This window comes from Sphingomonas sp. LaA6.9 (genome assembly GCF_022601895.1).
Taxonomy (GTDB): Bacteria; Pseudomonadota; Alphaproteobacteria; order Sphingomonadales; family Sphingomonadaceae; genus Sphingobium_A.
Window position 1 is genome coordinate 1 of record NZ_JAKVIO010000048.1, and the last position, 26,225, is coordinate 26,225.

Sequence of the window (26,225 nt, forward strand, 5' to 3'; positions counted from 1 at the left end):
TCGTCACCGCGACCTTGCATGAACAGCTGTTCAAAAGCGCCACTGCGGCCCGCACCTTTGCGCGGGACAATTTCGGCGCCGAGACGGGGCAGTTCGCGAACAAGTAATGCGCCCATTCGGGTCCGCTCGTGGCGGATCGACAGACGTCATGGAACCGGAGCCGCTGCGGCGACGCATCCGTTCAAGATGGCATGCGAATTGACGGCATTTTTCGGTTTTTTGACGCGTCGATGACGCGCTAATGCCGCTGTGTTCACGCCAGATGCTGAATGTCGCGATGCGGGCCACTTGGGTGCGCATCGGACGAGGAGGCAATGATGAGCAGCTTCAGCCAGGGCGTTTTGGTGGCGGTTACGGTGGGCGCTCTCTGCGCGTTATCCGGTGTAGCAACCGCCCAAACCGACGAATGGACGGTCAAGGGCGCTGCCTATCCCTCGGCAGCCGTCGGCTATGCCGATCTCAATCTCGCCTCACCGGCGGGGGAGGAGCGGCTTCGCGCGCGCGTGCGTCGCGCGGCAACCGAACTTTGCATCGATTCCGCGGTCCGCGAACTGAAGCGCGACATGCGTGACAGCCGGTGCCTGCATCTGGCGATTGCCGGGGCGGATCCGCAAATTGCGGCAGCGATCGATGGCTACGGAAAGGATCGGCTTGCGACGCGGAGGATCATGGTCGCGGCCCGCTGAGAATTGGCGCAGTCCTGTCGAGGCGGCGGCGCCGCAAGGTGGCCGCCGCTTCAATATCTGGCGGCCTCGCGCCGGCAGTCATAGCGCAGCCCGGGATCCTCGCAGAAGTCAGGCCATTTTCCGCTGGATTTCCAATAGCCGACCAGCCCTAGCTTCGCGGCAAGCCCGATGAATCGCGGATCCCGGCGAAATTCGGCCATGTGCGTCCTGAACAATATCTCGGTGCCCGGGCTTAGCGTCGCTACATTCTGCTGCGCGTCGAGATAGGCATAGGCCTGGTCGATGCGCCCGAAATGCCCGAATGCCTGGATCAGGAATGGCTGGGGGGATTTGTCGCCGGCTGCCGACAGCGCCGCATCGACATGCGCGGGTGTGGGTTCCTTGCGGGCTAGCAGAAATGCGCGCTGGCTGGCTTCTTCAAGGGCACTGCCGATGTCCACCTTCGCCTCATCAAGCAGCCGCAGCGCCAGATCGGGATCGCCGTAGCGCAGATTGAACCGGTACAGCACCTCGTTCGTGCTGCCCGCGTCGGGCCAGAGGCGTTGAATTTCGACAAGCGATGCGCGTGCGCGCGCCATATTTCCCGCATAGGCGAGCGCCGAAATGAGCGAATTGCGGACCCATGGGGACAAGGGATCGAACTCGACAGCGGTCTGGGCGCTCGCGACTGCGTCGCGCATACGGCCTACGCGCATCAGCGCAAGCGCTCGTTCGGCGTGGAGGGCGGGGTAATCGGGATCGATCGCTATGCCCTTGTCGAGCAGCTCCAGCCGCTTGGCAAAGGCCGATGCGCCGTTGGCGAGCAACGCTTCCGCCAGGTAGATCTGGCCGAGTCTGGGATCGAGCTGCCGCGCGCGCACCAGATGATGCCGTGCGCGATCCGCAAGCGCCCGTGCATCGGGTCGGTCGCCATTATCGCCAAGATTGGCCTCGGCGAGCGCCAGATCCGCCCAGCCCTGCGCGAAGCCGGGCGCGTTCCGGGTGACCTGCTCAAGCTGGGCAATCACGGTCTGGTCTGGCTCGCCCTGCATTCGGTCGCAGACGCCGAGATACAGTTTCAGCGTTTCGGTGCTGATCGCGCCGCCCGCCGATCGTCTTGCATCCATCGCACAGATCAGCACGGCCGCCAGCTTCACGGCTGCCTGCTGACGCAGATCGGCCTCATTGCCGTCCGGTGATGCCCCGAACGTCGCCGACCAGAGCATCTGTGAGGCTTCCCCGCCCGTAAGCCCCAGTGCGAGACGCTGCCGCCCCTTGTCGATATCGGTGTTGACCTCCACACGGAAATCGCTGGCCGCGCCACCCGTCGCGCCCGCGGACGGTGTGACAATTGCCAGAAGCTGCGGGTTCGCGCTTGCAAAGCGCGACAAGTCCATCATCAACGCATTTGCGAGCGCTGCCGACTGCTCAGGTCTTGCAGCGCCCGGCTGCGCCATGATCGCGACCGTAGCGACCGCGAGACCGGCCCGTTCCTGACGCCATTTCTCGAGCCCGCCTATGAGAATGACCGCCAGTATCGCGACTACGCCAATCTTGCGGTTGCGCCACGGCCTGAGGCTTGAGGCGAAGGTCGCTGGTTGCGAAGGCGCCGCGACGCCCTCTTGCGGCTGATCGCTTTCATGCGGACGCTCATATCCCTGGGTCATCAGTTGCTCGTGGAGCGAGAGTGTTTCCTGGGCAGGGCTGATGCCCAGTTCGGCAGCGAGCGATTTTTGCAGCGAGGCAAAGCGGCGTTCGATGGCGCCCATGTCTGCTGCCTGTGCATCCGCCCTCATTGCTGCGCGCGCGACTGTTTCATCGAGCGGATCAATCGCCGCCAGTGCGTCGCCAAGCTCGCGGGCCTCGGTGATCTGGCCCCGCGCGAGATGTGCCTCGATCGCCGCAATCCCGGTTACGATCAGTTGTGACCGGCGCCGTGCGCGTTCGGCCGCCAGCCAGGTATCGAATCCTTCGCTGATGTCGTGGAGATCGCGGAACAGTTCGTCTTCGCCGTGCTGCACGGCGTCCGGCAGCAACGCGATATCATGCGGCGTATCGCCCACCAGCGCGGTGCCGGACATCGTCAGGCTCTCGCGCGTGGCAGAAATCAGTGGCGGTGTGGAATGTGAGAAGGCGTGAAGGCTGTGCAGACATTGTCGAAGGCTTGCGCGTGCCTGGACTTCGCCACGATCACTCCAGAGCAGGAAGGCGAGCCGATCGCGCGCGACGGGTGTGTCGACCCGGCTTGATAGATAGGCGAGCAGCGCCCTGGCCTTGCGGCTTCGGGGCGTGACGATGCGCCCCAGCGCGTCGCGCAACAGAAAATCCCCCCAGCATTCAAGTACAAAGGGGCCGACGAGCGCGTCGCGGGCGACCCGGGTGGCGCTGCCATGGCCCATAGGGGGCTCTCCCGGTTTGCGTGTTGATCAAAGACCGGACTATAACGCAGCGCGCGAATGCGGCGCAAACGGCGAAAATCCGATGGTTTCGCGCTCGATCAGCCCTCGATATATATCAGTCGATGAACCGTTTGAAGCAAAGCGGCTTCACGGTCTTGCGGGACCATGAAGCCGTTTGGTATCAAACGAAGATTTTTCGCGCTGGTGGCTTACAGGACTTCGAACAGCCCCGCCGCGCCCATGCCGCCGCCGATGCACATCGTGACGACGACATATTTCGCCCCGCGGCGCTTGCCCTCGATCAGCGCGTGACCGGTCATGCGTGCGCCCGACATGCCGTAAGGGTGGCCGATCGAGATCGCGCCGCCGTTGACGTTCAGCAGTTCGTTGGGAATGCCCAGCTTGTCACGGCAATAGAGTACCTGCACCGCGAATGCCTCGTTGAGCTCCCACAGCCCGATATCGTCCATCTTAAGGTTGAAGCGCTCGAGCAGCCTGGGGATTGCGAAGACGGGACCGATGCCCATTTCGTCGGGCTCGGTGCCCGCCACCGCCATGCCGACATAGCGGCCAAGCGGGGTGAGGCCCTTCTTCTCGGCAAGCCTGGCTTCCATCACGACGCTCGCGGCGGAACCGTCGGACAGCTGGCTGGCATTGCCCGCGGTGATGTTCATGTCGGGGCCAAGCACGGGCTGGAGCGACTTGAGACCCTCGATCGTGGTGTCGGCGCGGTTGCCCTCGTCCTTGGCGAGCGTCACTTCCTTGTAGGAAACCTCCTTGGTCTCCTTGTTGACCACGGCCATGTTCGCGGTGACGGCAACGATCTCGTCGTCGAACTTGCCCGCGGCCTGCGCGGCGGCGGTGCGCTGCTGCGACTGGAGCGCATATTCGTCCTGCGCGTCGCGGCTGATGCCATAGCGCTTGGCGACCACCTCGGCGGTCTGGAGCATCGGCATGTAGATGTCCTTGTGCATCGCCACGAGCTCGGGATCGGGTGCGACGCGCATCTGCGGCGTCTGGACGAGCGAGATCGATTCGACGCCGCCACCGACGACGACATCCATATTGTCGACGAGCACCTGCTTGGCGGCGGTGGCGATCGCCATCAGCCCCGAGGCGCACTGGCGGTCGACCGACATGCCCGCCACCGAGACGGGAAGACCGGCGCGGAGCAGCGAGGTGCGCGCGATATTGCCCGCCTGATGTCCCTGCTGGAGCGCGGAGCCGAAGATCACATCGTTGACCTCTGCGGGGTCGAGCCCTGCGCGCTCGACCGCGGCCCTGATCGAATGGCTGGCGAGCGTGGGGGAGGGCAGGTTGTTGAATGCACCGCGATAGGCGCGGCCGATGGGGGTACGGGCGGTTGAAACGATGACGGCGTCACGCATAGGGGGCTCCTGTATGGTTGCCCGCTCCCGCATTCATGGGAGGGGAATTAGCGGCGGTGAGGGCTCTTGCAACGAAGATAGGGAGCAGGAGCCGCGCACCCAACCCTCTCCCGCGCAGCCGGGAGAAGGCGTTACTGGTCACACGAAAAACTGGCTGATCCACTCGGCGATGAGCGCGGGCTTGTCCTCGCCCTCGATCTCGACGGTGAACTCGACGGTCTGCTGGTACTGGCCGGGGCGTTTTTCCTCCAGGTCGAGCAGCTTGAAATGGCCGCGCACGCGCTTTCCCGAGCGCACGGGCGCGAGGAAACGCACCTTGTTGCCGCCATAGTTGACGCCCATCTTCACGCCTTCGGCGCGCAGCGCGTCCGACTTCTCGAACAGCAGTGGAAAGAGCGAAAGCGTCAGGAAGCCGTGCGCGATCGTGCCGCCAAAGGGCGTAAGCTTCGCCGCTTCGGGATCGACATGGATGAACTGGTGGTCGCCCGTCGCGTCGGCGAATTTGTCGATCATGGCCTGATCGACCGTGATCCATTCGGAGGTGCCGATGGCCTCCCCCTTTTTCGCCATCAATTCCGCAACGGGAACGTGCTTCATCCTCTTCCTTTCTACTCGTCTCTTGGGACGCGCGCGCCGCCTGTCGCGCTGCGTCACGTTCTCCGGAAAGGGGAAAATAAGGCGCGAAAAGCCATCAAGTCAAAAGCGCTGGATTCCGCAACGTCACCTTTCCATCGGTCTTGCCCCAGCGCGCCGTGCCGCTCGCACATGGTGCAGAAATGGCCGTGCGCGTGATTCGATGGCCCCCTTTGTGCGCCTAGCTTTCGGCTTCGGCTCCCGTGACCGGATAGGGCATGATCATCTTTCCGTCGGGCGCAGCCGTGAAGGACGTCTGCGTGGGATAGGCGAACGCGATGCCTTCCGTGGCGAAGCGGCGGAGCAGCGCGATGCAGGCGTCGTTGCGCGCCGCGAAGGCGGTCTCGAAATCATGCGACAGGACATCGAACTGCGCTTCATAGTCGAGGCTCGATGCGCCGAGCCCGATCATGCCGCATCGCACGAACTGGCATTTGCCGATCGCCTCGATCTCCTCGCGGACAATTTCGGCGATGCGTGCGCAGGTCTCAGGTGCCGTCTGGTAGATGACGCCGAAGGTCAGCACCTGACGCCGCCGATGCAGCCGCGCCATGTTGTGGACATCCTTGCTCAGCAAATTGGCGTTGGAAACGACGATCTCCTCGCCGGTGATGGCGCGGATGCGCGTGGTCTTGAGCCCGATGGATTCGACCGTGCCCGAGGTCTTATCCCACTTGATCGCGTCGCCGCGGCGAAAGGGCTTGTCGAACAGGATCGAGAGCGCGGCGAAAAGATCCTCGAACACGCCCTTGGCGGCCATGCCGATCGCGATGCCGCCGATGCCGAGACCCGCCACCAGACCGGTGATGTTGACTCCCAGATTGTCGAGCACGACGACGCCCGCGATCGCGAACACCACGAAGGTGACGAGCAGCCGGATGATGCCCATGGCGTTGGTGATCGCCTCGCCATGATAGTCGTCGCTGCCCGCGCGACGCTCGACCATGCCCAGCGTGATTTCACGCACCCACACTGCGAACTGAAGCACCGCCGAGATGGTGAACAGGAAGGTGATCGTGCGGAACACGAGCGGGGGCGCTTCGGCATAACCCGCGACCAGTCGTGCGGCGATCATGACCATGAAGAAGGTGCCGGTTTTCGAGATCGCGCGGCCGATGATCGTTCGCCAGCCGGTGTTATCTTCCTTGCGGCACAGTTTTACACCCACGCCCCGGATGAAGAGCAACGCGAAGACGACGCCGACCGCGATGCCGGAGGCGATCAGCACCTCGACGCTGTGATTGGATATCCACGCAATGCTGGCATCCCAGAGCTGCATCAGCGTGCGGCCCGATTCCACATGGGCGAGGATCGGCGTTGCGCCGTTGGTGGTCGACGTCATCAGCATTCCTTGTCAGGCCGCAACCGCGGATTGCACCGATTTTGCGCGGGGGTTGTCGAGCCAGTCGATCAGCCCGCGTTCGGCGCGGCTGAGATACCGGGTGGCGCGGGGAAGATGCAAGGGCAGGGGGCTGGTCTTGCCGGCGAGCGCGATCAACGCCGGATGGACGTAGGATTTGCGCGCGATCGTCGGCGTATTGCCCAGCGCGGCGGCCACGGGCTCGAGCAACTGCGCCATGCCGATCGGTTCGCTGGCGGCGTGGAGCGCCTCGAAGGCGAGTACGCTCGCGCCCCAGGTGCGGAAATGTTTTGCGGTGAAGTCGTCGCCCGTCGTCTCGCGAATATAGGCGTTGACGTCGGTCGAGCTTACGGGCTGCGGGATTCCCTCATCATCCAGATACTGGAACAGATGCTGCCCGGGCAGATCCTGGCAACGCTTGACGAAGCGTGCGAGCGAGCCGTCGGTTACCCTCAGCACGCGGTTCCTGCCCGATTTTGCGCGATAACTGAGGTGCAGCGTGTGGCCGCGCAATTCGGCATGGCGTGTCCGCAGCGTCGTCGCGCCGAAACTGCGATTGGCCCTGGCATAGGCTTCGTTGCCGATCCTGACGCGACCAAGATCAAGCAGCCGCACGATCGCCGCGATCGCGCGTTCCCTGACCAGCCCGCCGCGGCGCAGGTCGGATTCGACGCGCGCGCGGATCAGTGGCAGCGCGCGACCGAAATCCGCGCAGCGATCATATTTTGCGCTTTCCTGCTGCGCGCGGAATTCGGGGTGGTAGCGATATTGCTTGCGCCCCTTCGCATCGAACCCGATCGCCTGGATATGCCCGTCGGCCGAGGGGCAGAACCATGCGTCCTCATAAGCCGGGGGAAGCGCGATCGTATTGAGCCGGTCGATCTCGTCGCGATCGGTGATGCGATTGCCTGCGGGATCGAAATAGGCCCATGCCCGCCCGCGGCGACGGCGCGAGATTCCCGGCAGGCTGTCGTCGACATAGCAGAGCTTTGGCACGCCAACTCCTTCAGTTCCTATCGGATCTGAACCCTGCCGGGGCGCCTTCGTTCCGCCGACGCTCAGGCGGTCGCGGCGTGACGTGGTCGGGAGCCGAGGCGGTTGAGCGCGCGCTGCGCGGGTTTCTCGACCCAGCGATAGAGTAGCGCCGAGACAAGCAGCACCAACGCCAGAAACAGCGCAATCGACGCCGGCGGGATGGCCGCCGGATCGTCGACCCATGCCAGCTTGAACAGGATGAAGAGCGGAAAATGCGCGAGATAGGTGGCGTAGCTCACCTCGCCCAGCCACACGATCGGCCGTGCGCGCAGCGGATTGTGGCGCGCGCCGTCGGTGAGAGCCAGGAGCGCGAGCAGCCCCGCGAGCAGCAAGGGCACGCTGAATGTTTCGGCCAGCCCCATTGCCCAGCCCATAGCCGCGATAGTTGTCGCGCCCGCCGCGACCCCGATCGCGCGCGGCTGATCGCGCCAGCGCTGCCACAATGCGCAAACCATCGTGCCCATGGTGAATTCGATCAGGCAGCGCCAGAGGCCGAGCCGCGCAATATCGTCGCCGAGCCCCGGCGTATCGATCACCCGCCATGCCAGTAGTGCCAGCACGCCGATCCCGGCGATCAGCAGCGCCGAAGGAAAACGGCGCCAGTCGACCGCCAGCGCGAGCAACGGAAACAGCAGATAGGCAGCGAACTCGCAGCTGATCGACCAGGCGGGGTGGTTCCAGCTGAGCGTGCCCGTAAAACCCCAGTTCTGGAGCATCGCAAGGTGCAGCGGCAGCTTGGAGAGCGGATAATTGGTGTCGTCAGGTCGCCCCGTCGCGATCAGCACCAGCGCGAAGGCGGCGAGTCCGGCCAGCATCATGGCATGCAACGGCCAGACGCGCGCGATCCGGCGCCAGTAAAAGCCCGGCGCCGCAGCGAGCCCGCGCGCGCGCAACGGCTCGGCATAGTTGAGCCAGAGCACGAAACCCGAAAGCATGAAGAACAGGTCGACCGCCAGATAGCCCTTGGCGAGGACGGACATGATCGGCTCGGCCAGGTAGCCACCCATGCCCGAGCGAACATGATAGAGCACCACGAACCACGCCGCGATGCCGCGTACGCCGGTGAGGCTGTCGAGCGTGGCGGTACGGGGGGTCATGCTGCCGTCGGCGCCGCCCGGGTGCGCGGACCGCCCATGGGCTGGAACGCCTGCGCTTTCGTACGGCGCCCCGCATAGGTGTCGAGGCCGATCTGGAGCGCGATCATCATCAGCGCGAAAGGCTGGATTGCGATCGCGATGAACGCCGCGCCGACCAGATAGATGACCTGTCCGTTCTGGAGCGCGGTCGCCAGCGAGGCGATCCAGTGCTGGTCGGGCCCGGCACCCCGATAGCGCCGGCGCAGAATTTCCATCCGCCACAGCCCGCCAAGCTGGATCGACAGCCAGATCAGCAGCCCCGGATAGCCTTGTTCGCCCAGCATCTCGAAATAGGCGCTGTGATAGGCGCGCGCCTGGTCATATTCGATGGTCTTGGTGACGTCCCTGACCGCGCCGACGGTTTCGGTCTCGACCTTTTCGATGCGCAGGTTGTTGCCGCGAAAGGCATCGAACCCGCCGCCCAGCGGATGATCCTTGGCATAGTCCCAGGTCCATTTCCAGACCGCGACGCGCGACGATGCCGAACTGTCGGCCTGATATTCGCCGATGGTGCCCATGCGCTGGGTGAAGCTCTGCGGCAGGAAGGGGATGGCGAGCATGCCCGCGGCAGCCATCAGCCCCAGATAGAGAATCCGTCGCCTGGCATCGCGCAGCAGCAGCACCGCGAGCACGCCGATGCAGACGAGCCCCGTCCGTGCTTCGGTGCCGACAGGGATCAGCAGGCACGCGAAAATCAGCGCGACACCGAACAGCTTTACGCGCCAGTCGGGGGGGAAGACCGTGCCGAACTTCATCAGGTGCAGGATCAGCGGGATGATCGCGATCGCGATCGCCGAGATGGTGCTGCTTTCGTAGAGCCCGGCATTGTTGCTGACCATAAGGTTGAGCACGCCGTAACCGCCGCCCGATGCCAGCGTCTTGATCCCGCCAACGATGATGATCGAGGCCGCGCACAGCACCATGTAGAGCGCGAGTCCCTCGATCCTCAGCCGCGTCGTCAGCGTCAAGGGCAGGAAGATCGCGAAGGCCAGCGCCTTCCACACCCATTCCCATTTGAACGCGGCCTCTACCGGGAATTGCGCGCCGATCGTCGTCATCCAGCAATAGAACAGGAGGAGGAGCATAAGCCCCTGTCGCGGTGCGACGCGCGCGTTGCGCTTGTCATCGACGATCGCCCAGGACAGCATCGCGAGCGCCGCCGCGATCATCGACACGGGCACCGAATTGAGCAGCCAATAGGTCAGGCGCTGGGGCGCGATGATGTCGACATAGGCATAGGCGAGCACGAACAGGAAGGGGCGCCGGAACCCGGTGGCGAACAGCGCCATCAGGAACGCTACAAAGACGAGATCACGCACTCCGGCCTCCGCGCGGCGGTGGGGGAGTGCCCTGATCGTCGTCCTCCCGATCGAGATCGGCACGGAACATCAGCCGCCATGCCGCGAGCAGAAGCAGGCCATGCGTCAGCGCCAGGGAGAAATTGTCGATCACATCTGCGCGCTTAGCGGGCGCGAGTTGACGTCGCGTTAAGCCTCTTCATGGCATTGCCGCGCGATCGGACAATCTGGGGGACCCGAAGACGGTGCGCATCCTGCACATTCTCGATCATAGCCTGCCGCTGCACAGCGGCTATACCTTCCGCACGCGCGCGATCCTGAAGGCGCAGCTTGCGTGCGGCTGGGAGGTGGCAGGGCTTACCGGGGTCAGGCACCATGCGCCGGTCGCGGCCGAGGTCGAAGAAGTTGACGGACTGCTCTTCTTTCGCACGCCGGATCCGGCGCGCGCGCCGAGTCCGTTGCGCGAATGGCGCGAGATCCAAGCGCTGGCCGCACGGCTCGATCGGGTTGTGCGCGAATGGAAGCCCGATCAGCTTCATGTGCATTCGCCCGTGCTGAACGCGCTCGCCGCGCAGCGCGTCGCGCGCCGGCATGACGTCCCGCTGATCTACGAAATTCGCGCCTTCTGGGAGGACGCGGCGGTCGGCAACGGCACGGGCCGCGAAGGGTCTGCGCGCTACTGGCTCACGCGTCAGCTCGAAACGCATGCCGCCAGGGCTGCCGATGCGGTCGCGGTGATCTGCGAGGGGCTGCGCCGGGATCTGGTCGAGCGCGGTGTCGATGCGAACAAGATCATCGTGTCACCCAACGGCGTCGACCTCGAACTGTTCGGCGATCCTCCGCCACCCGATATGGCGCTCAAGCGTTCGCTGGGACTGGAAGGCGCAGACGTGGTCGGCTTTATCGGCAGCTTCTACGATTATGAAGGGCTCGACGATCTCATCGCGGCGATGCCGCTGCTGGTCGCCGCGCGGCCGGCAGCGCATCTTCTGCTCGTCGGCGGCGGCCCGATGGAGGAGGCGTTGCGTGCGCAGAGCGCGGCATCGAGCGTCGCCGACCGCATTCATTTCGTCGGCCGTGTGCCTCATGGGGAGGTCGAGCGCTATTATGGCCTCACCGATATCCTCGCCTATCCACGCAAGGCGATGCGGCTCACCGAACTGGTGACGCCCTTGAAGCCGCTCGAGGCGATGGCGCAACGTCGGCTGGTTGCGGCATCCAATGTCGGCGGGCACTGCGAACTGATCGAACACGGCGTCACCGGTACGCTGTTCGCTGCGGATGATCCGGAGGCGATGGCGGCCGCGCTCGCCGACATGTTCGCGGATCGCGCAGGCTGGGAACATCGCCGCGAAACCGCGCGCGCCTTTGTCGAGCGCGATCGTAACTGGTCGTCAAACATTTCGCGTTACCTTCCCGTTTACCAGAAGCTCACCGGGCTTGCGCTCTGAAGGATAAGACCATGGTCTCCGTCGCGTTCAAATGGGGCAAGGCCCTGCCTGTCCCCTTCCTCATGGCGGTGTTTGCGGGATCGGCGGTCGGGACCGCGATCATGTTCCTGCCGATCGGACTGATCGAAACGATCGTCATGGCCTCGGGGTTGCCCGCGCTCGTTCCTGCCGCCGCGTCCCCGCTGGGTCTGACCGCGCGCAGCTTGTGCGCCATCGGAGGCGCGTCGGCAGCGATGGTGCTCACGGCCGGCGGACTGATGCTCGTGGACCGTATCGCACGCGCCCTGTCCCCGCGCGCCCGGCCCGAGCCGATCATCGTCGAGGAATTCGCGCCGCGTCACCGCGTCCTGGCGCCCGTCGAGGAGAATGAGCCGCGCCGTCCGATCTTCGCCGAAACCGATCTTGGCGCGTCATTCGATATTCCCGAGGCGGAGCCGGTCGCTGACGATGCGCTCGACGCGCCCTATGAGCTTGTCGAGCCGATCGTCGAGGAGCAGCCCGAACTGCTCGACCTCGCGCCCATTGCGCGTGCGATGTGGCAGGTTCCGCCGCGACTGCCCAGCTTCGTCGACGCGATCGACGATGGGCTGGAAGGTGATCCGGCCGACCAGTTTGAAATTGCCGAGTTCGCCCCTGTCGAGGAGGAACCGGTCGCGCCGGAGCCTGTCGAGGCGCCGCGCATTGCACAGGTGCCGGCCTTCGCCGCGCCCGAGGCCCTCGATCGCGATTCGCTCAGCCTGATGGAATTGCTCAACCGGCTGGAAGCCGGCATGGAGCGCAGGCGCCATTCGGATGCGGTTGCGCCCGTGCGCGACACGCGCCCGCCCGTGACACAGACCATCAGCGACATGGATGAGGCATTGCGCGACGCGCTCGGCACGCTGCGGCGCATGAGCGCGCACAGCCGCTGATTCCGGTTCAGGCAGCCTCGACGGTCAGCGCCTCGATCGCGAAATGCGTCGGCGCTTCGAGCGAGGGCACCAGTCCGATATCGGCCAAAATATGTCCGGGCAGAAGGAAGTCCGCATCGCGGATGGCAGCGCCGGCGCGTTCGAGCCGCGTCCGCGCATCGTCGGTTTCCGGATCGATCGCGAAGCCGAACTGGTGTCGCGCGCCCGAGAAGGTCGCGCTCGCCCATTGCTCGCTGTGGCTCGAACACAGCATGGGCGCGAGCCCGTGCGTCCCCAACCAGGCCTGGAGCCGCCGCGTCAAAATGCCGTGTGCGTCCCTCATGCGCCCACCCCCGCATCGACCGCATCCATATAGCGGGTGACGCGCGCGGTCAGCCGCGCTCCGGGTTCGCGGCCATTGCGCAGATCATGAACCAGCCGCGGGTCCCTGACCGCCTCGCGCCCGAAGCGCGTGGCCGGGATTTCGTGCCGGCGCAGGTGCCTTTCGATCCGCCTGAGCAGGTGCATTACGGTGCCTCCTGGAAGAATCAGTTGTTGATGTTCTCTATTTGTTCCGCAATTTCCTACTTGTCTAGGAGTTTTCCTATCGCTAGGATGCGGCCATGGATCCGGCAGAAATCCGTACTAATCTCGAAGGACTTATCCGTGAGCGCGGAGAGGATTTTGCCTCTTTGTCGCGGCTGATCGGGCGCAATTCGGCCTATATCCAGCAGTTCATCAAGCGCGGCGTTCCCAAAAAGCTCGACGAGGACGATCGCCGCGTCCTGGCCGAATATTTCGGTGTGGACGAGGCTGTGCTGGGCGGACCGTCGCGGCCGCGCGCGCCGGCATCACGATCGGCCTTTCGCGATGCCCCCGATCTGATCCTCGTTCCCCGGCTCGACGTCGGGGCTTCGGCGGGGCCGGGAGCGCTCGGCGCCGAAGACCGGGTGCGCGTGAACCTGGCATTCCAGGCGGGCTGGTTGCGCGCGCTCGTCGGCGGCAACCCGACGGGGCTGTCGATGATCGCGGTCGCGGGCGATTCGATGGCGCCCACGCTCGCCGATGGCGACGAGATTCTGGTCGATCGCAGCGACGGCGTGGAGCGTCTGCGCGATGGCATCTATGTGCTGCGCATCGACGACGCGCTGATCGTCAAGCGGCTCGCGGTCAATCCGTCGGGACGGCGCTTTACGATCCGCAGTGACAATCCCGCCTATCCTGACTGGGTCGACTGCAATCCCGACAATGTGGCGGTGATCGGTCGCGTGGTCTGGTCGGGGCGCAAGATCGCCTGACGGTCAGTGGCGGCGACGGTCCCGGAGCCAGATCGCCACGGCAATCGCGGCGCCCGCCGCCACGCCGCCGACCAAGCCGATCGACGGCTGGTGCGCGATCGTCCCGACGACGACGCCAAGCACCGCGCACAGCGCGATCGCGGCACCGCCTGCGCGAGGTGAGGAAGTGGGTTTCTGCGTCATGCGGATGCCCTTGCCACGTCCCGGCGCGGTACACCAGCCGTCCCGATACGGAGCGATTGTCCCAAAAGGGCATTGGGCTAACGCGTCGTTGACCATCGCGTGGTGCGGATCGGCTTCGGGCGCCCGATTGGCATGGCTCTTGATGGGAGGATCCCACGGTTTTGAGCGGGGGATACTGATAATGGCGCCATATGTCGCGGATCGTGCAAGCTATGAAGAGGCGGTAGGCCTCATGGCGCGCTTCGGCGACGATGCGGGTTTCGAGGCCGCCGCGCGCGCCGACCTGAGCCGCGATCGCGGCAATGTCCGCAACTTCTGCCGCTGGCGCCAGATCGAACGCCTGATCGTCCATTTGTCGCTCGAGGACACGCCCGCCGTCATACATTGAAATGTGATCAATCGTGGCTTTTGCGGCCTGACCGCACACCGCAGGCTGCAACGGCGCTGGCGGGACCGATAAAGTCCCGCTAACTAAGCGGCATGCGTCTCAACTTCCTGCAGCCTTGCGCACGAATATCCGCGCTGGCTGCGCTTGTGATGTGCGCGCAATGGCTGCCGGCGCACGCCCAGGAAGAAGTTCGGACCGAAGAGCCGATGCTCGATCCCGAGGCGCCGATGGCGGACATGCCCGATTTCGGCGTGGAATGGCCCGATCTCCAGGACATCGCCGAAACACCGCCCGAGGACGGGACTTCCGGCCAGCCCGCGGCAGTCGAGGTTGCCGATGAGCGGCGATACCGTGTGCGCGTGGATGGGCTGGAAAAGATTGAATCCGAACTCATGCGCGCCCGTTTCAAGGAGCTGTCGACGCTCGAACAGGGCAAGGGGAAAACCGCCAACGCCGCGCAGATCGATCGCCGCGCGCGCGAGGACCAGGAGCTGCTCGAGACGCTGCTGCGTTCGGCGGGCTATTATGACGCGCGCGTCGAAACCAAGGTCAATGTGGAGGCGGACGGCCATATCCTCATCGTGCTCGCCGCCGAGCCGGGCGAGGTCTATCGTTTCACCGATGTCGAGGTCCGCGGCATCGACCAGACGGGCGACAAGGCAGAGGCGCTGCGCCAGGCGTTCAGGATCAAGGAAAACGACCCCGTCAACGCCGACACGGTGCTGGCCGGCGAAGCCGCGCTGCGCGACAAGATCGGCCGCCAGGGCTTTCCCTTCGCCAGGGTCGAGGAACCCGAAGTCGTGGTCGACCACGACGATCGCACCGCGAAGCTCGTCCTGAACGTCGATCCCGGAACGCCGCGCACGTTCGGCAAGGTCACGGTCGCCAATGACGATGTGTTCAGCGCGCGCCACATTCAGCGCATCGGCCGTTTCAAACCCGGCGATCCCTATGACGCCGCGGACATCGACGATCTGCGTCGCGCACTGATCGCGACGGGCCTTGTCTCGTCGGCGAAGGTCGAGGCGGTGCCCGGAGCAACGCCCGACACCGTCGACATCGCGGTCTCCATCGAGCCGGCGCCACCGCGCACCATTGCCGGCGAGCTTGGCTATGGCACGGGCGAGGGCGCGCGACTGGAAGCGAGCTGGCAGCACCGCAACTTCCTCAAGCCCGAAGGCGCGGTGACGGTGCGCGGCGTCGCGGGCACGCAGGAGCAGTTGCTCAGCGTTCAGTTTCGCCGCAACAATTTCATGAAGCGCGACCGCGTGCTCAACGCGCAGATCGCCGCCCAGCATGAAGAGCGCGACGCCTATGAAGCGCGCACCTTCACGGTTTCGGGCAATCTCGAACGGCAGAGCAATCTCGTTTTCCAGAAGAAATGGACCTGGTCGATCGGCGCCGAGCTGCTCGCCTCGGACGAACGCGACACCGAAGGCCCCGAGGCGACGCCCCGCCGGCGCACCTTCTTCATCGGCGCGTTGCCCGGCACGCTTGGCTATGACAGCACCGATAATCTGCTGGACCCCACCAGGGGGTTTCGCCTGAGCGGGCGCGTCTCTCCCGAACTGTCATTCCAGGATGGCACCTTCGCCTATGTGAAGTCGCAGATCGACGGCAGCATCTATCACCCGATCAGCGACAGGGTCGTGGTTGCCGGCAGGACGCGGCTGGGCACGATCTACGGCGTCGAAAGCGACCGGATCGCTCCGTCGCGGCGCTTCTATGCGGGCGGCGGCGGGTCGGTGCGCGGCTATGGTTATCAGTCGATCGGCCCGCGCGACGGCAACAACGATCCGATCGGCGGCAAGAGCCTCATCGAATTCTCGCTCGAGGCGCGCGTGCGCTTCGGCAATTTCGGGGTCGTGCCCTTTGTCGACGCGGGCAATATCAGCACGGGCACGCTTCCCGACATCGGCAAACTGCGCGTCGGCGCGGGCATAGGCGCGCGCTACTATACGAGTTTCGGCCCCATTCGCATCGATGTGGGCACCCCGCTCAATCCGCAGCCAGGAGACGCCACGGTCGCGGTCTATGTCTCGCTGGGGCAGGCTTTCTGATGGCCGACGCGGCAGCCCCGGTCGCACGGCGCAAGCCCGTTGGGCGCGCGCTGGCATGGCTGCTGGGCCTCGCGGTCGGGCTGGTCCTGCTCGTCATCGCTGCAATGTGGGCGATCGACACGGGGCCGGGTCACCGCTTCCTCATCGACCGCATCGAACGGCTGGCACCGCGTTCGGGTCTCAAGATCCGCATCGGCCGGATCGACGGATCGCTCTACAATCGCGCGCGGCTGCGTGACCTGCGCGTCTATGATTCCGAAGGGCTGCTGTTCGATTCTCCCGATATCCGGCTCCACTGGAACCCGCTCGCCTGGCTGGGTAATACGCTCGACATCACAAGCGCTACCGCCCCGCTTGCGACGCTCCACAAGAAACCGAAATTCATTCCGCCGGAAAAGCCAGGCCCGATCCTCCCCGGTTTCGATATCCGCATCGGTGAATTGCGCATCGACAGGCTGCGGATCGAGCCAGCGATTGCCGGGCAACGCCGGATCGGTCGCGTTGCGGGATCCGCGGACATCCGTTCCGGACGCGCCCGGATCAATCTTGACGCGCGCGTCGAAGGCGGTGGCGACCGGCTGAAGCTGGTGCTCGATGCCGAGCCCGACCGCGATCGTTTCGACGTCGATTTCGATCTGAATGCGCCGGCGCGCAGCGTCTTCGGCAAATTGCTCGGCACCGAGCGTCCCATCCGTGCCGCGATCAAGGGCGATGGCCGCTGGAAGAGCTGGAAGGGCACCGCGCTGGTCGACATGTCGTCCAAGCGGATCGTCGACCTGAATCTTGGCGTGCAGGAAGGCGTCTATACGCTCGCCGGAACGCTCGTTCCCTCGGCGGTCAACCAGGGCAAGCTCGCGCGGCTGACGGCGCCGCGCATCGCCGTCGCAGGACGCGGTACGCTGGTTGAGCGCCGCCTCGACATGGAACTGGCGTTGCGCGCGCGTGCGCTGGTGGTGAAGGCCGATGGCGTGGTCGACCTTGGCCGGTCGTCGCTCGACGACATGCGCGTGACCGCCGACCTGCTCCAGCCCAGGGCATTGTTTCCCAACATGACGGGGCGCAACATCAGGCTCGAAACGCTGTTCGACGGCCACTTCGCGACCGCGCGCTTCGAATATCTGCTGACCGCGCCGCAGGTGGCCTTCGACAAGACCGGCTTCGAACAGGTCCGCGCCACGGGCAAGGGTCGGTTGTCCAGGGCGCCGATCACGCTGCCGGTCCGGCTCACCGCGCGCCGGGTAACGGGGGTCGGGGATGTGGCGGGGGGCATTCTCGCCAATCTTTCGGTTGAGGGCATTTTGAAGGTGACGTCGCGGACGGTGACGGGTGACGCGCTTCAGCTGCGTTCGGACAAGCTCACCAGCAAGATCTCGGTCTTCCTCGATCTGGTCACCGGACGTTACGACGTCGGCCTGACCGGCCAGCTCAACCGTTACCTGATCCCCGGCCTCGGCATTGTCGACGTAAAGGCCGATTTCAACGTCGTTCCCGGACCCGGCGGCAAGGGGACGCGGATCGTCGGCAAGGGACAGGCGTGGGTGCGCCGCTTCGATAACGCCTTTCTGCGCGGGCTTGCGGGCGGGCTTCCCGTCATAACGACCGCGCTCGAGCGTGGCCCCGACGGCATCCTCTATTTCCGCGGCCTCAAGCTGACCGCGCCCGCGATCACGCTGACGGGCAGCGGCGTGCGCCGCCGCGACGGCACCTTCTATTTCGAGGGCAGCGGGCGCCAGCGCCAATATGGCGCGTTCAGGCTCAAGCTCGACGGCCGGATAGACCGGCCAAGGCTCGACATCGTGCTCGCACGACCGATGGACGCGCTTGGCCTCAGCGACGTGAACCTCAAGCTCGATCCGACCAGCGAAGGCTTCGCCTATCAGGCGGCGGGCGGTTCGATGCTCGGGCCCTTCACCAGCCAGGGCGCGATCCTGTTGCCCAAGGGGCAGCCCGCAACGATCGCGATCGCGGAGATCAAGGTCTCGGGCACCACCGCGAAGGGACAGCTGAGAAGCCTTCCGGGCGGGTTCGACGGGCGTCTCGATCTGGCGGGCGGCGGGCTCACGGGAAGCCTTGCCTTCGCACCCGTCGGGGGCGTCCAGCAGATCGTCGCCGACCTCGTGGCCAGCGGCGCGCGCTTCGAAGGGCCGCCCGAGATCATGATCCGTCGCGGTACGTTGCAGGCGACGATGCTGCTCGACCCCGCGGGCACCGCGATCGACGCCAGTTTCGATCTCAGGGGTTTCCGTCGCGGCGGGCTTGCAATGTCGCGGTTCGAGGGCACGGCAAAGCTCAAGGGCGGTACGGGGCAGATCCGTGCATTGGCGCGCGGCGCGCGCGGCCGCGCCTTCGACCTGCAACTGGTGGCTGACCTTTCTCCCGATCAGTATCGCCTCACCGGCGAAGGCACGATCGATCAGCGCCCCGTCGAACTGTCGGGTCCGGCGGTGCTGACGCGCGACGGAGATGGCTGGCGTCTCGCGCCCACGGGTATCCGTTTCAGCGGCGGCGCGGTCACCGTCGGGGGGCGGTTTGGCGGCGGCGCCAACGAGGTCGATGCCGCACTCGAGCGCATGCCGCTCAGCGCGCTCGACATGATATGGCCCGATCTTGGCCTGGGCGGCGTCGCCACGGGCAAACTCAATTATCGTCAGGAAAGCGGGGACAATCTGCCGTCGGGGCGGGCCGATCTGCGCGTGCGCGGCCTCAGCCGTTCGGGGCTGGTGCTTTCCTCCAGGCCAATCGACATGGGGGTCACCGCGGTCCTCGATGGCACGAAGCTCGCCGCGCGTGCAGTCGCTGCCAGCGACGGCAAGACGATCGGGCAGGCACAGGCACGGATCGCGCCGCTATCCGGCACCGGGGATCTGATGACGCGGCTGCAGAATGCGCCGCTGTTTGCCCAGATCCGCTATAATGGTGCTGCGGACACGCTCTGGCGTCTGACCGGGGTCGAGATATTCGACCTGTCAGGTCCGGTCGCCATCGGCGCCGACGTCACCGGCCGGCTCGCCGATCCCGTCATCCGCGGATCGGTGCGAACCGAAAATGCGCGGCTTGAAAGCGCCGTCACCGGAACGCTGCTCACCAACGTCAAGGCCAGTGGCCGCTTTAACGGCTCGCAGTTGGTGGTCGACCAGATGAGCGCGACGGCGGGCCGGGAGGGCACGGTCAGCGGGCGCGGGCGCTTCAACTTTGCCGCCGCTGAGGGCTTCGGCATCGACCTTGCCCTGACCGCCAAAAATGCGGTGCTTCTCAACCGCGACGACATCGGCGCGACCGTGACGGGACCCATCGCCATTCGTTCTGACGGGCGCGGCGGCGTGATTTCGGGCGAGGTCGATCTCGTCAAGAGCCACTATGTTCTTGGCCGTGCTTCGGCTGCGCAGGCGATCCCGCGTCTGAAGGTGGTCGAACTCAATCGTCGCGGCGAGGAGATCGAGCGCCCGCAGGCGGCGGTGCCGTGGCGGCTCGATCTGAAGGCCAATGCGCGCAACCAGGTGCGGGTGACGGGACTCGGCCTCGACAGCGAATGGCGCGCCGACCTCGAGATCGGCGGCACGGTGGAGGCCCCCTCGATTCTGGGCCGCGCGGATCTGATCCGCGGCGGCTATGAATTCGCGGGACGGCGTTTCGATATCGAGCGCGGCATGATCCGCTTCAGCGGCAACAGCCCGCCCGATCCGACGATCGATATCGTGGCTGTCGCGAATCTTCAGGGACTCAATGCCGCGATCCGCGTTTCGGGTACGGGCCAGCGTCCCGAAATCGACTTCACCAGCATTCCCGCGATGCCCGAGGACGAACTGCTCTCGCGGCTGTTGTTCGGCACCTCGATCACCAATTTGTCGGCGCCCGAGGCGCTTCAGCTCGCAGCAGCAGTGGCGGCGCTGCAGGGCGGCAGCGGCGGGCTCAACCCGATCAACGCGGTGCGCGAGGCGGCGGGGCTGGATCGGCTGCGGATCCTGCCTGCCGATACCACGACGGGGCAGGGAACCTCGGTCGCGGCGGGCAAGTATCTGACGCGGCAAACCTATGTCGAGGTCATCACCGACGGGCAGGGCTATTCCGCCACGCGCGTCGAATTCCAGATCACGAGGTGGTTGTCGATCCTCGGCGCGATCTCCACAATAGGACGCGAGAGCGTGAACGTTCGCATCTCGAAGGACTATTAACCCCCCCCCAGGCACTTACCCGAAAAGTGGGAACCGGTTTTCCGATCAGGAAGTGCCCGGAAAAGTAAAGGAGCGAGTATGCGTACCCCCGAAGCCGTTTCGGCAATGCTGTGTCCCGTCTGCAAGGTCGGTCTTGCGATGAGCGACCGGCAGGGCATCGAGATCGACTATTGCCCGCAATGCCGTGGCATCTGGCTCGATCGTGGCGAACTCGACAAGATCATCGAGCGCAGCGCGGCGCCCGCAGCCGCACCGCAACAGGCAGCGCCTCCACCGCAGCAGCAAAAGCCATGGGCCGGGCACGACCGCTATTCGGACGATCGTTATCACGGCGGCCACCAGGATCCGCGCTACTACAAGAAACGCAAGTCGTGGCTCGAGGAGATTTTCGACTAGGGCGCTGGCGCAGGGGACGCGTCTCGAACAAGCACGGTGCAGATGGTTCTATCGGAAATCGTCCCCATCGGCACCGGGCGCTGGTGATTATTTATTGACCGCTGCCGCGATGCGCCGGCATGTCGCGATCATGGCCTATTTGTTGATCAAGGCGCTGATCTCTGGCGTTATTATCGCCCTCGTTTCCGAGATCGCCAAACGCAGTCCCGGCTTCGGTGCACTCGTGGCGTCGTTGCCGCTCATTTCCGTGCTCGGCATGATATGGCTATGGCGCGACACGCATGATCCAGTGCGCATGGCCGACCACGTTGGCGCAACCTTTTGGTACGTCCTGCCATCGCTGCCAATGTTTGTACTGATGCCATTTCTGCTCCGGCAGGGATGGTCGTTCTGGCTGGTGTTGGGGCTTGGCTGCGCGCTCACGATCGCGCTCTATCTGGCGATGACGTTCATTGGACCTCGCTTCGGGCTCAGGCTCTGAACCTGACTGATTGGTGAAATCACAGGATTATGTGCCTCTGATCCGCCGCGGTATTGTGCTATAGTCGGGGCTCGGGCAGCGCGGGCGCCCGTTCAGGCGATGGTCGTCCAAGTCCCGCTCCATGCCCCTTGGGGCACAGGAGCACACACATGGAACGCTCATCCCACATCACCTCCGTCCTCGATACGCTCTTTGACGATCGCCGGCCCAGCAAATGGGTGACGCGCGAACGTCCCAAGATCGATCGCATTGCCTGTCCCTGGCTGATCCGGCGCTTTGTCGATGCTGATGCGCAGTTTCTCTATGTCCCGACCCCCGAAGTGTTCGAAGTCGCGGCGCGCGAAGGTGCCGTCGCCTACGACATTCCGGGGGCGGAATTCTCGCATGTCGGGGAGCTGTGCAGCTTCGACGCCTTTCTCGAACGCTTCGCGCTTGACGATGCGGGACTGGCAGCGGTCGCACCGATCATCCGCGGCGCGGACACCGATCGCCACGACCTCGCGCCTGAAGCGGCCGGATTGCACGCGCTGGCACTCGGTATGGCCGCCAGCATCGAGGATGATCACGCGCTGCTCGAGCGCGGCTGCCTGCTTTATGACGCGCTATATGCGTGGGCAGTGCATGCGCGCGGGGAGCGTCATAGCTGGACGCCCCCGCGTGCCTGAGGCGGGGTAGGTTAACCCGGCCCCGCTGATCCTGAGGAGCCGTTGAGCTTGTCGAAACGGCGTCTCGAAGGATTTGACGCGGTTGTCCTTCGAGACAAGGCTTCGCCGGGCTCAACCTCTCCTCAGGATGAGCGGTATGGTGATGTGGATCGTTTTCACGATCAGGCCGGAATACCGCTGATCGCCTTTACTTCCATGAAGTCCTTGAGGCCGAACAGACCACCCTCGCGGCCGTTGCCCGATTGCTTGTAGCCGCCAAAGGGCGCCCCCGGTGCCGGGCCCCAGCTGTTGACCGCGACCATGCCCGCGCGCAGTTTCGGCGCGACCACCGCGGCCTTTGCCGGATCGCCGGTGATGACCGCGGACAGGCCGTAATCGGTGTCGTTGGCGATCGCGACCGCCTCGTCGAGATCGGAATAGCTCATCACCGTGGCGACAGGGCCGAAGATTTCTTCCCGCGCGATCCGCATGTCGGGCGTCACACCCGAAAAGACCGTCGGCTTGATGTAGTAGCCGCGGTTGACGTTGCCCGGCAGCCCGGTCCCGCCCGTCTCGAGCGTGGCGCCTTCGTCGATCGCGGACTGGATCAGTCCCTGGATCTTGTCGAACTGCGCCTTGTTGACGACCGGCCCCATATGACCGCCCTCGGCCAGCGGGTCACCGACCTTCGCGCCGTCGAAGATTGCCTTGATCACGCTGGTCGCCTCGGGGATCTGGTCCTTCTGCACGAGGATACGCGTCGGCGCGATGCAGCTCTGGCCCGAATTGACGAGCACGCCCGCCACGGTGTTGGGAAGGGTCTCGGGCAGGTTGGATCCGGGCAGCACGATGTTGGGCGATTTGCCGCCCAGTTCCTGATGGACGCGCTTGACGGTATCGGCAGCGGCCTTGGCGACGAGGATGCCCGCGCGCGTCGAGCCCGTGAAGCTCACCATGTCGACGCCGGGATGCGCCGAGATCGCTGCGCCGACCCCCGGGCCGTCGCCCTGGACGAGGTTGAACACGCCCGCCGGCACGCCCGCGGCGTCGAGGATTTCGGCGAAGATCGCGGCATTACCGGGGCATTCTTCGGAGGGCTTGAGCACCATCGTGTTGCCCGCCGCCAGCGCGGGCGCGACCTTCAGCGCGATCTGGTTGAGCGGCCAGTTCCACGGCGTGATCATGCCGACAACGCCGATCGGCTCATAGACCACCAGGTTCGCGCCAAGCCGCTCGCTGAACTCGAAATCCCTGAGCGCAGACATCGTGCCCATGAAGCCGCCGATGCCCGCGCCCACCTGCGCGGTGCCCGCAAAGCTCACCGGCGCACCCATTTCGTTCGCCATCGAACGCGCGAGGTCGGGCGCGCGCTTCTTGAATTCCTCGACGATGCGGCCGAGCAGCGCGAGCCGTTCCTCGCGCGTGGTCTGGCTGAAACTCTCATAGGCCCTGCGCGCGGCCTTCACCGCCGCATCGACATCGGCCGGGGTGCCCAGCGTGATCTCGGTGCACGCTTCCTCGGTTGACGGGCTGATGACCTCATGGCGCCTGCCACCGATGCTCTCGACCCATTTTCCGTCGATATAATGCTTCAGATAGCTGTCCATGGCGTCTCTCCGGTTCAGGCTGGTTGCGTTGCAATCTGAGACCTTCCGCCCGGAAATCAACCCCCCGGAATCAGTCGGGCCCGGAAGTTTCCTCCCGGGCCCAGCCATTGTTCCGATGTTCCGTTACGGAAATCAGGCGCTGTAGTACATGTCGTATTCGACCGGGCTGGGAGTCATTTCCCAGCGCGCGACGTCGGCCCACTTGATGTCGATATAGGCCTCGATCTGGTCGCGGGTGAACACGTCGCCCTTGAGCAGGAAGTCCATGTCGGCGGTAAGCGCATCCAGTGCCTCGCGGAGCGAACCGCAGACGGTCGGCACTTCGGCCAGCTCGGCGGGCGGCAGATCGTACAGGTTCTTGTCCATCGCCTCGCCGGGATGGATCTTGTTCTGGATGCCGTCGAGGCCCGCCATCAGCAGCGCCGCGTAGCAGAGATACGGGTTCGCCAGCGCGTCGGGGAAGCGGAACTCGACGCGCTTCGCCTTGCTGCCCGTGCCGTAGGGGATGCGGCACGAAGCCGAACGGTTGCGGCTCGAATAGGCGAGCAGCACGGGCGCTTCATAGCCCGGCACCAGGCGCTTGTAGCTGTTGGTGGTCGGGTTGGTGAACGCATTGAGCGCCTTGGCGTGCTTGATGACGCCGCCGATGAAATAGAGGCAGGTGTCGCTCAGGCCCGCATAGCCGTCGCCCGCGAACAGGGGCTTGCCCTTTTCCCAGATCGACATGTGGGTGTGCATGCCCGAACCGTTATCTTCCTTGATCGGCTTGGGCATGAAGGTCGCGGTCTTGCCGTAGGCCTGCGCGACCTGGTGCACGACATACTTGTAGATCTGCATGCGGTCGGCGGTCTCGACGAGCGTGCCGAAGGTCAGGCCGAGTTCGTGCTGCGCGGCCGCCACCTCATGGTGATGCTTGTCGCAGGGCAGGCCCATTTCGAGCATCGTGGAGACCATCTCGGCGCGGATATCGACCGCGCTGTCCACCGGCGCGACGGGGAAATAGCCGCCCTTGGCGCGCGGACGGTGGCCGAGATTGCCCGTCTCATACTTGGTGCCGGTGTTGGTGGGCAGCTCGATATCGTCGATCCGGTAATAGCTGGCGTTGTAGCTGTTCTCGAAACGGACGTCGTCGAACATGAAGAACTCGGCTTCGGGGCCGACATAGATGGTGTCGCCGATGCCGGTCGCCTTCAGATAGGCTTCCGCGCGCTTCGAGGTCGAGCGCGGGTCGCGCGCATAGAGCTCGCCGGTGCCGGGCTCGACGATGTCGCAGAACACGATCAGCATCGGCGTCGCCGAGAAGGGATCGGTGTAGACCGCGTTCAGGTCGGGCTTCAGGATCATGTCCGACTCGTTGATGGCCTTCCAGCCCTCGATCGAGGAGCCGTCGAACATCAGGCCTTCGCTCAGCTCATCCTCGCCGATCACGCCCGCGCACATGGTCAGGTGCTGCCACTTGCCCTTGGGGTCGGTGAAGCGAAGATCGACCCACTCGATCTCCTCGTCCTTGATCTTCTTCAGAATGTCAGCGGCTGAATTCGCCATTATATTCGCCTTCTCTTTCAGAGCGCTCCGGCGAAGGCCGGAGCCCAGTTTAACTCAATGGCTGGACCCCGGCGTCCGCCGGGGTACGAAAATCAGATCGCGTCGCCATCCCTTTCGCCGGTGCGGATGCGCAGCGCGGTCTCGACGGGGATGACGAAGATCTTGCCGTCGCCGATGCGGCCGGTCTGCGCGGCGGCGGCTATCGCCTCGACCACGCGTTCGGCCAGGCCATCCTCGACGACGACCTCGAGCTTCACCTTGGGGAGAAAGTCGACGACATATTCGGCACCGCGATAGAGCTCGGTGTGCCCCTTCTGCCGCCCAAAGCCCTTGGCCTCGGTCACGGTGATGCCGGATACGCCGACCTCGTGGAGCGCCTCCTTAACTTCATCAAGCTTGAACGGCTTGATGATGGCTTCGATCTTCTTCATCGGCGCTCTTGGACCTCCCCGTGCTGAACGCTTGGCGCGCGTCTTTCAATAAGCGTGCCAGTCGGCGAGTCGCAAGAAGCTGGCGAAAACTATTTCGCACATGCACAAAAATTGCCGAAATAAGCGGCAACGCGATCTATCTTGCCTAAAATCTGTGCATGAATCCGCGCTTTGCCGCGGGTTGCGCACGATGCCTGCGCAAGTTTGCACAGTTGCGTGTCGCTAAAGCCGAAACGCGAGTCCGCATTCGGCGATAGAAGGCGCGAATCTCGAAGCCCCCCTCAAAGGACCCATTGTGCGAATCCTGATACTCCCCGCCGTCGTCGCGCTTGCCGCCTGCACCCAGCAGGCACCCTCGAACAATGCCAGCAGCGAGCCCGGGGCAGAACCCAAGGCCGCAAGCCAGCCTCCGCTCGACGCGACGGGCGTCCCGCGCTTCCGCCCCGGCATCTGGGAAGTCACCGACTTCGAGTCCGACGGGACCAGCGCCAAGCGGCTCCGCTGCATCGGCAAGGAGATTGAGGAGGATCTGCGCACGATGTTCTCGACCACATCGACGCCCGAATGCGTCAAGACGCGCAGCAAGGGCGCGCAGGGGCTCATGGTCACGGCGCGCTGCAAGCAGCCTGGGGGAAGCGAGACCGAGGCCGAGGTCACGCTGTCGGGCAGCGCGATCGACTTCGACATGAAGCTCGGCCTCTATTCGTTCGTCGACGGCAAGCGCCACGGCGACCTCTCGCAAAGCAAGGGCCGCTGGATGGGCGG

Annotated in this window: 25 protein-coding genes; 11 read left to right on the forward strand and 14 right to left on the reverse strand. The window is 64.9% G+C overall.

The genetic code is table 11. The features are described 5' to 3' along the window. The first annotated feature begins 314 nt into the window (after positions 1-314). The gene (locus tag MKI88_RS18280) at positions 315-686 is read left to right on the forward strand and encodes a UrcA family protein (protein WP_241632988.1); all 372 of its coding nucleotides are present in this window, start codon (positions 315-317) and stop codon (positions 684-686) included. A 50-nt stretch (positions 687-736) separates the two neighbouring features. Here MKI88_RS18280 and MKI88_RS18285 read toward each other — a convergent pair whose 3' ends face one another. The 8 genes from MKI88_RS18285 to MKI88_RS18320 all read right to left on the reverse strand — a co-directional run bounded on the left by MKI88_RS18285 (position 737) and on the right by MKI88_RS18320 (position 10,068). Further along, entirely contained in the window at positions 737-3,064 is a 2,328-nt protein-coding gene (locus MKI88_RS18285; protein ID WP_241632989.1) for a BTAD domain-containing putative transcriptional regulator, read from the reverse strand. Between the two features lie 209 nt (positions 3,065-3,273). Continuing rightward, complete coding sequence (locus MKI88_RS18290) at positions 3,274-4,452, reverse strand: acetyl-CoA C-acyltransferase (protein ID WP_241632990.1); 1,179 nt, start codon at positions 4,450-4,452, stop codon at positions 3,274-3,276. 138 nt (positions 4,453-4,590) lie between these two features. Further along, positions 4,591-5,049: a MaoC family dehydratase gene (locus tag MKI88_RS18295; protein ID WP_241632991.1), complete on the reverse strand. Its 459-nt coding sequence runs from the start codon at positions 5,047-5,049 to the stop codon at positions 4,591-4,593. 217 nt (positions 5,050-5,266) lie between these two features. Then, entirely contained in the window at positions 5,267-6,427 is a 1,161-nt protein-coding gene (locus MKI88_RS18300; protein ID WP_241632992.1) for a mechanosensitive ion channel family protein, read from the reverse strand. 12 nt (positions 6,428-6,439) lie between these two features. Beyond that, positions 6,440-7,441: a DNA topoisomerase IB gene (locus MKI88_RS18305; RefSeq protein ID WP_241632993.1), complete on the reverse strand. Its 1,002-nt coding sequence runs from the start codon at positions 7,439-7,441 to the stop codon at positions 6,440-6,442. A gap of 62 nt (positions 7,442-7,503) precedes the next feature. Next, positions 7,504-8,577 (reverse strand): acyltransferase, encoded by a 1,074-nt coding sequence (locus MKI88_RS18310; protein ID WP_241632994.1) that lies wholly within the window; start codon positions 8,575-8,577, stop codon positions 7,504-7,506. Continuing rightward, entirely contained in the window at positions 8,574-9,935 is a 1,362-nt protein-coding gene (locus MKI88_RS18315) for a putative O-glycosylation ligase, exosortase A system-associated (protein WP_241632995.1), read from the reverse strand. Before MKI88_RS18315 ends, MKI88_RS18310 begins: the two co-directional genes overlap by 4 nt. After that, the gene (locus MKI88_RS18320) at positions 9,928-10,068 is read right to left on the reverse strand and encodes a hypothetical protein (protein WP_241632996.1); all 141 of its coding nucleotides are present in this window, start codon (positions 10,066-10,068) and stop codon (positions 9,928-9,930) included. Before MKI88_RS18320 ends, MKI88_RS18315 begins: the two co-directional genes overlap by 8 nt. Before the next feature lie 91 nt (positions 10,069-10,159). Here MKI88_RS18320 and MKI88_RS18325 point away from each other — a divergent pair, with 91 nt between their 5' ends. Beyond that, positions 10,160-11,365, forward strand: coding sequence for a TIGR04063 family PEP-CTERM/XrtA system glycosyltransferase (locus MKI88_RS18325; protein WP_241632997.1), 1,206 nt, complete (start codon positions 10,160-10,162; stop codon positions 11,363-11,365). Between the two features lie 11 nt (positions 11,366-11,376). Continuing rightward, complete coding sequence (locus MKI88_RS18330) at positions 11,377-12,276, forward strand: hypothetical protein (protein ID WP_241632998.1); 900 nt, start codon at positions 11,377-11,379, stop codon at positions 12,274-12,276. Between the two features lie 7 nt (positions 12,277-12,283). On the opposite strand, the gene MKI88_RS18335 is transcribed toward MKI88_RS18330, so the two are convergent. After that, a complete protein-coding gene (locus MKI88_RS18335; RefSeq protein ID WP_241632999.1) occupies positions 12,284-12,598 on the reverse strand; it encodes a hypothetical protein in 315 nt (104 codons plus the stop codon). Then, positions 12,595-12,783, reverse strand: a complete 189-nt coding sequence (locus tag MKI88_RS18340) for a hypothetical protein (protein ID WP_241633000.1) — start codon at positions 12,781-12,783, stop codon at positions 12,595-12,597. The genes MKI88_RS18335 and MKI88_RS18340 overlap by 4 nt, the downstream gene beginning before the upstream one ends. Before the next feature lie 95 nt (positions 12,784-12,878). Between MKI88_RS18340 and MKI88_RS18345 the strand changes: the two genes are divergently transcribed. Next, a complete protein-coding gene (locus MKI88_RS18345; protein ID WP_241633001.1) occupies positions 12,879-13,553 on the forward strand; it encodes a S24 family peptidase in 675 nt (224 codons plus the stop codon). A gap of 3 nt (positions 13,554-13,556) precedes the next feature. Here the strand turns inward: MKI88_RS18345 and MKI88_RS18350 are convergent, their stop codons facing one another. Then, a complete protein-coding gene (locus MKI88_RS18350) occupies positions 13,557-13,736 on the reverse strand; it encodes a hypothetical protein (RefSeq protein ID WP_241633002.1) in 180 nt (59 codons plus the stop codon). Between the two features lie 181 nt (positions 13,737-13,917). On the opposite strand from MKI88_RS18350, the gene MKI88_RS18355 reads away from it, so the two are divergent. From MKI88_RS18355 to MKI88_RS18380, 6 genes are all read left to right on the forward strand, one after another. Next, positions 13,918-14,124, forward strand: coding sequence for a hypothetical protein (locus MKI88_RS18355; protein ID WP_241633003.1), 207 nt, complete (start codon positions 13,918-13,920; stop codon positions 14,122-14,124). 92 nt (positions 14,125-14,216) lie between these two features. Continuing rightward, positions 14,217-16,184 (forward strand): autotransporter assembly complex family protein, encoded by a 1,968-nt coding sequence (locus MKI88_RS18360; protein ID WP_241633004.1) that lies wholly within the window; start codon positions 14,217-14,219, stop codon positions 16,182-16,184. After that, a complete protein-coding gene (locus tag MKI88_RS18365) occupies positions 16,184-20,356 on the forward strand; it encodes a translocation/assembly module TamB domain-containing protein (RefSeq protein WP_241633005.1) in 4,173 nt (1,390 codons plus the stop codon). Before MKI88_RS18360 ends, MKI88_RS18365 begins: the two co-directional genes overlap by 1 nt. Before the next feature lie 78 nt (positions 20,357-20,434). Next, a complete protein-coding gene (locus MKI88_RS18370; protein ID WP_241633006.1) occupies positions 20,435-20,752 on the forward strand; it encodes a zf-TFIIB domain-containing protein in 318 nt (105 codons plus the stop codon). Between the two features lie 130 nt (positions 20,753-20,882). Then, entirely contained in the window at positions 20,883-21,233 is a 351-nt protein-coding gene (locus tag MKI88_RS18375; RefSeq protein WP_241633012.1) for a DUF3147 family protein, read from the forward strand. 149 nt (positions 21,234-21,382) lie between these two features. Then, complete coding sequence (locus MKI88_RS18380; protein WP_241633007.1) at positions 21,383-21,898, forward strand: chromate resistance protein ChrB domain-containing protein; 516 nt, start codon at positions 21,383-21,385, stop codon at positions 21,896-21,898. 161 nt (positions 21,899-22,059) lie between these two features. Here MKI88_RS18380 and MKI88_RS18385 read toward each other — a convergent pair whose 3' ends face one another. The 3 genes from MKI88_RS18385 to MKI88_RS18395 form a co-directional block, all read right to left on the reverse strand. Further along, positions 22,060-23,484 carry an aldehyde dehydrogenase family protein gene (locus MKI88_RS18385; RefSeq protein ID WP_241633008.1) on the reverse strand — a complete coding sequence of 475 codons (1,425 nt, stop codon included), beginning with the start codon at positions 23,482-23,484 and terminating at the stop codon, positions 22,060-22,062. Between the two features lie 132 nt (positions 23,485-23,616). Beyond that, entirely contained in the window at positions 23,617-25,029 is a 1,413-nt protein-coding gene (gene glnA, locus MKI88_RS18390; RefSeq protein ID WP_241633009.1) for a type I glutamate--ammonia ligase, read from the reverse strand. A 92-nt stretch (positions 25,030-25,121) separates the two neighbouring features. Continuing rightward, positions 25,122-25,460, reverse strand: a complete 339-nt coding sequence (locus MKI88_RS18395; RefSeq protein ID WP_241633010.1) for a P-II family nitrogen regulator — start codon at positions 25,458-25,460, stop codon at positions 25,122-25,124. A 295-nt stretch (positions 25,461-25,755) separates the two neighbouring features. On the opposite strand from MKI88_RS18395, the gene MKI88_RS18400 reads away from it, so the two are divergent. After that, positions 25,756-26,225: DUF3617 family protein (locus MKI88_RS18400; protein WP_241633011.1), on the forward strand; the 470-nt coding region annotated here is incomplete at its 3' end.

Coding starts and splice junctions, on each gene's coding strand:
- MKI88_RS18385 (WP_241633008.1), bottom strand. CDS start 23,484: ATGGACAGCTATCTGAAGCATTATATCGACGGAAAATGGGTCGAGAGC.
- MKI88_RS18290 (WP_241632990.1), bottom strand. CDS start 4,452: ATGCGTGACGCCGTCATCGTTTCAACCGCCCGTACCCCCATCGGCCGC.
- MKI88_RS18330 (WP_241632998.1), top strand. CDS start 11,377: ATGGTCTCCGTCGCGTTCAAATGGGGCAAGGCCCTGCCTGTCCCCTTC.
- MKI88_RS18365 (WP_241633005.1), top strand. CDS start 16,184: ATGGCCGACGCGGCAGCCCCGGTCGCACGGCGCAAGCCCGTTGGGCGC.
- MKI88_RS18310 (WP_241632994.1), bottom strand. CDS start 8,577: ATGACCCCCCGTACCGCCACGCTCGACAGCCTCACCGGCGTACGCGGC.
- MKI88_RS18375 (WP_241633012.1), top strand. CDS start 20,883: ATGGCCTATTTGTTGATCAAGGCGCTGATCTCTGGCGTTATTATCGCC.
- MKI88_RS18280 (WP_241632988.1), top strand. CDS start 315: ATGATGAGCAGCTTCAGCCAGGGCGTTTTGGTGGCGGTTACGGTGGGC.
- MKI88_RS18360 (WP_241633004.1), top strand. CDS start 14,217: ATGCGTCTCAACTTCCTGCAGCCTTGCGCACGAATATCCGCGCTGGCT.
- MKI88_RS18350 (WP_241633002.1), bottom strand. CDS start 13,736: ATGACGCAGAAACCCACTTCCTCACCTCGCGCAGGCGGTGCCGCGATC.
- MKI88_RS18335 (WP_241632999.1), bottom strand. CDS start 12,598: ATGAGGGACGCACACGGCATTTTGACGCGGCGGCTCCAGGCCTGGTTG.
- MKI88_RS18340 (WP_241633000.1), bottom strand. CDS start 12,783: ATGCACCTGCTCAGGCGGATCGAAAGGCACCTGCGCCGGCACGAAATC.
- MKI88_RS18395 (WP_241633010.1), bottom strand. CDS start 25,460: ATGAAGAAGATCGAAGCCATCATCAAGCCGTTCAAGCTTGATGAAGTT.
- MKI88_RS18300 (WP_241632992.1), bottom strand. CDS start 6,427: ATGACGTCGACCACCAACGGCGCAACGCCGATCCTCGCCCATGTGGAA.
- MKI88_RS18355 (WP_241633003.1), top strand. CDS start 13,918: ATGGCGCCATATGTCGCGGATCGTGCAAGCTATGAAGAGGCGGTAGGC.
- MKI88_RS18380 (WP_241633007.1), top strand. CDS start 21,383: ATGGAACGCTCATCCCACATCACCTCCGTCCTCGATACGCTCTTTGAC.
- MKI88_RS18370 (WP_241633006.1), top strand. CDS start 20,435: ATGCGTACCCCCGAAGCCGTTTCGGCAATGCTGTGTCCCGTCTGCAAG.
- MKI88_RS18295 (WP_241632991.1), bottom strand. CDS start 5,049: ATGAAGCACGTTCCCGTTGCGGAATTGATGGCGAAAAAGGGGGAGGCC.
- MKI88_RS18345 (WP_241633001.1), top strand. CDS start 12,879: ATGGATCCGGCAGAAATCCGTACTAATCTCGAAGGACTTATCCGTGAG.
- glnA (WP_241633009.1), bottom strand. CDS start 25,029: ATGGCGAATTCAGCCGCTGACATTCTGAAGAAGATCAAGGACGAGGAG.
- MKI88_RS18285 (WP_241632989.1), bottom strand. CDS start 3,064: ATGGGCCATGGCAGCGCCACCCGGGTCGCCCGCGACGCGCTCGTCGGC.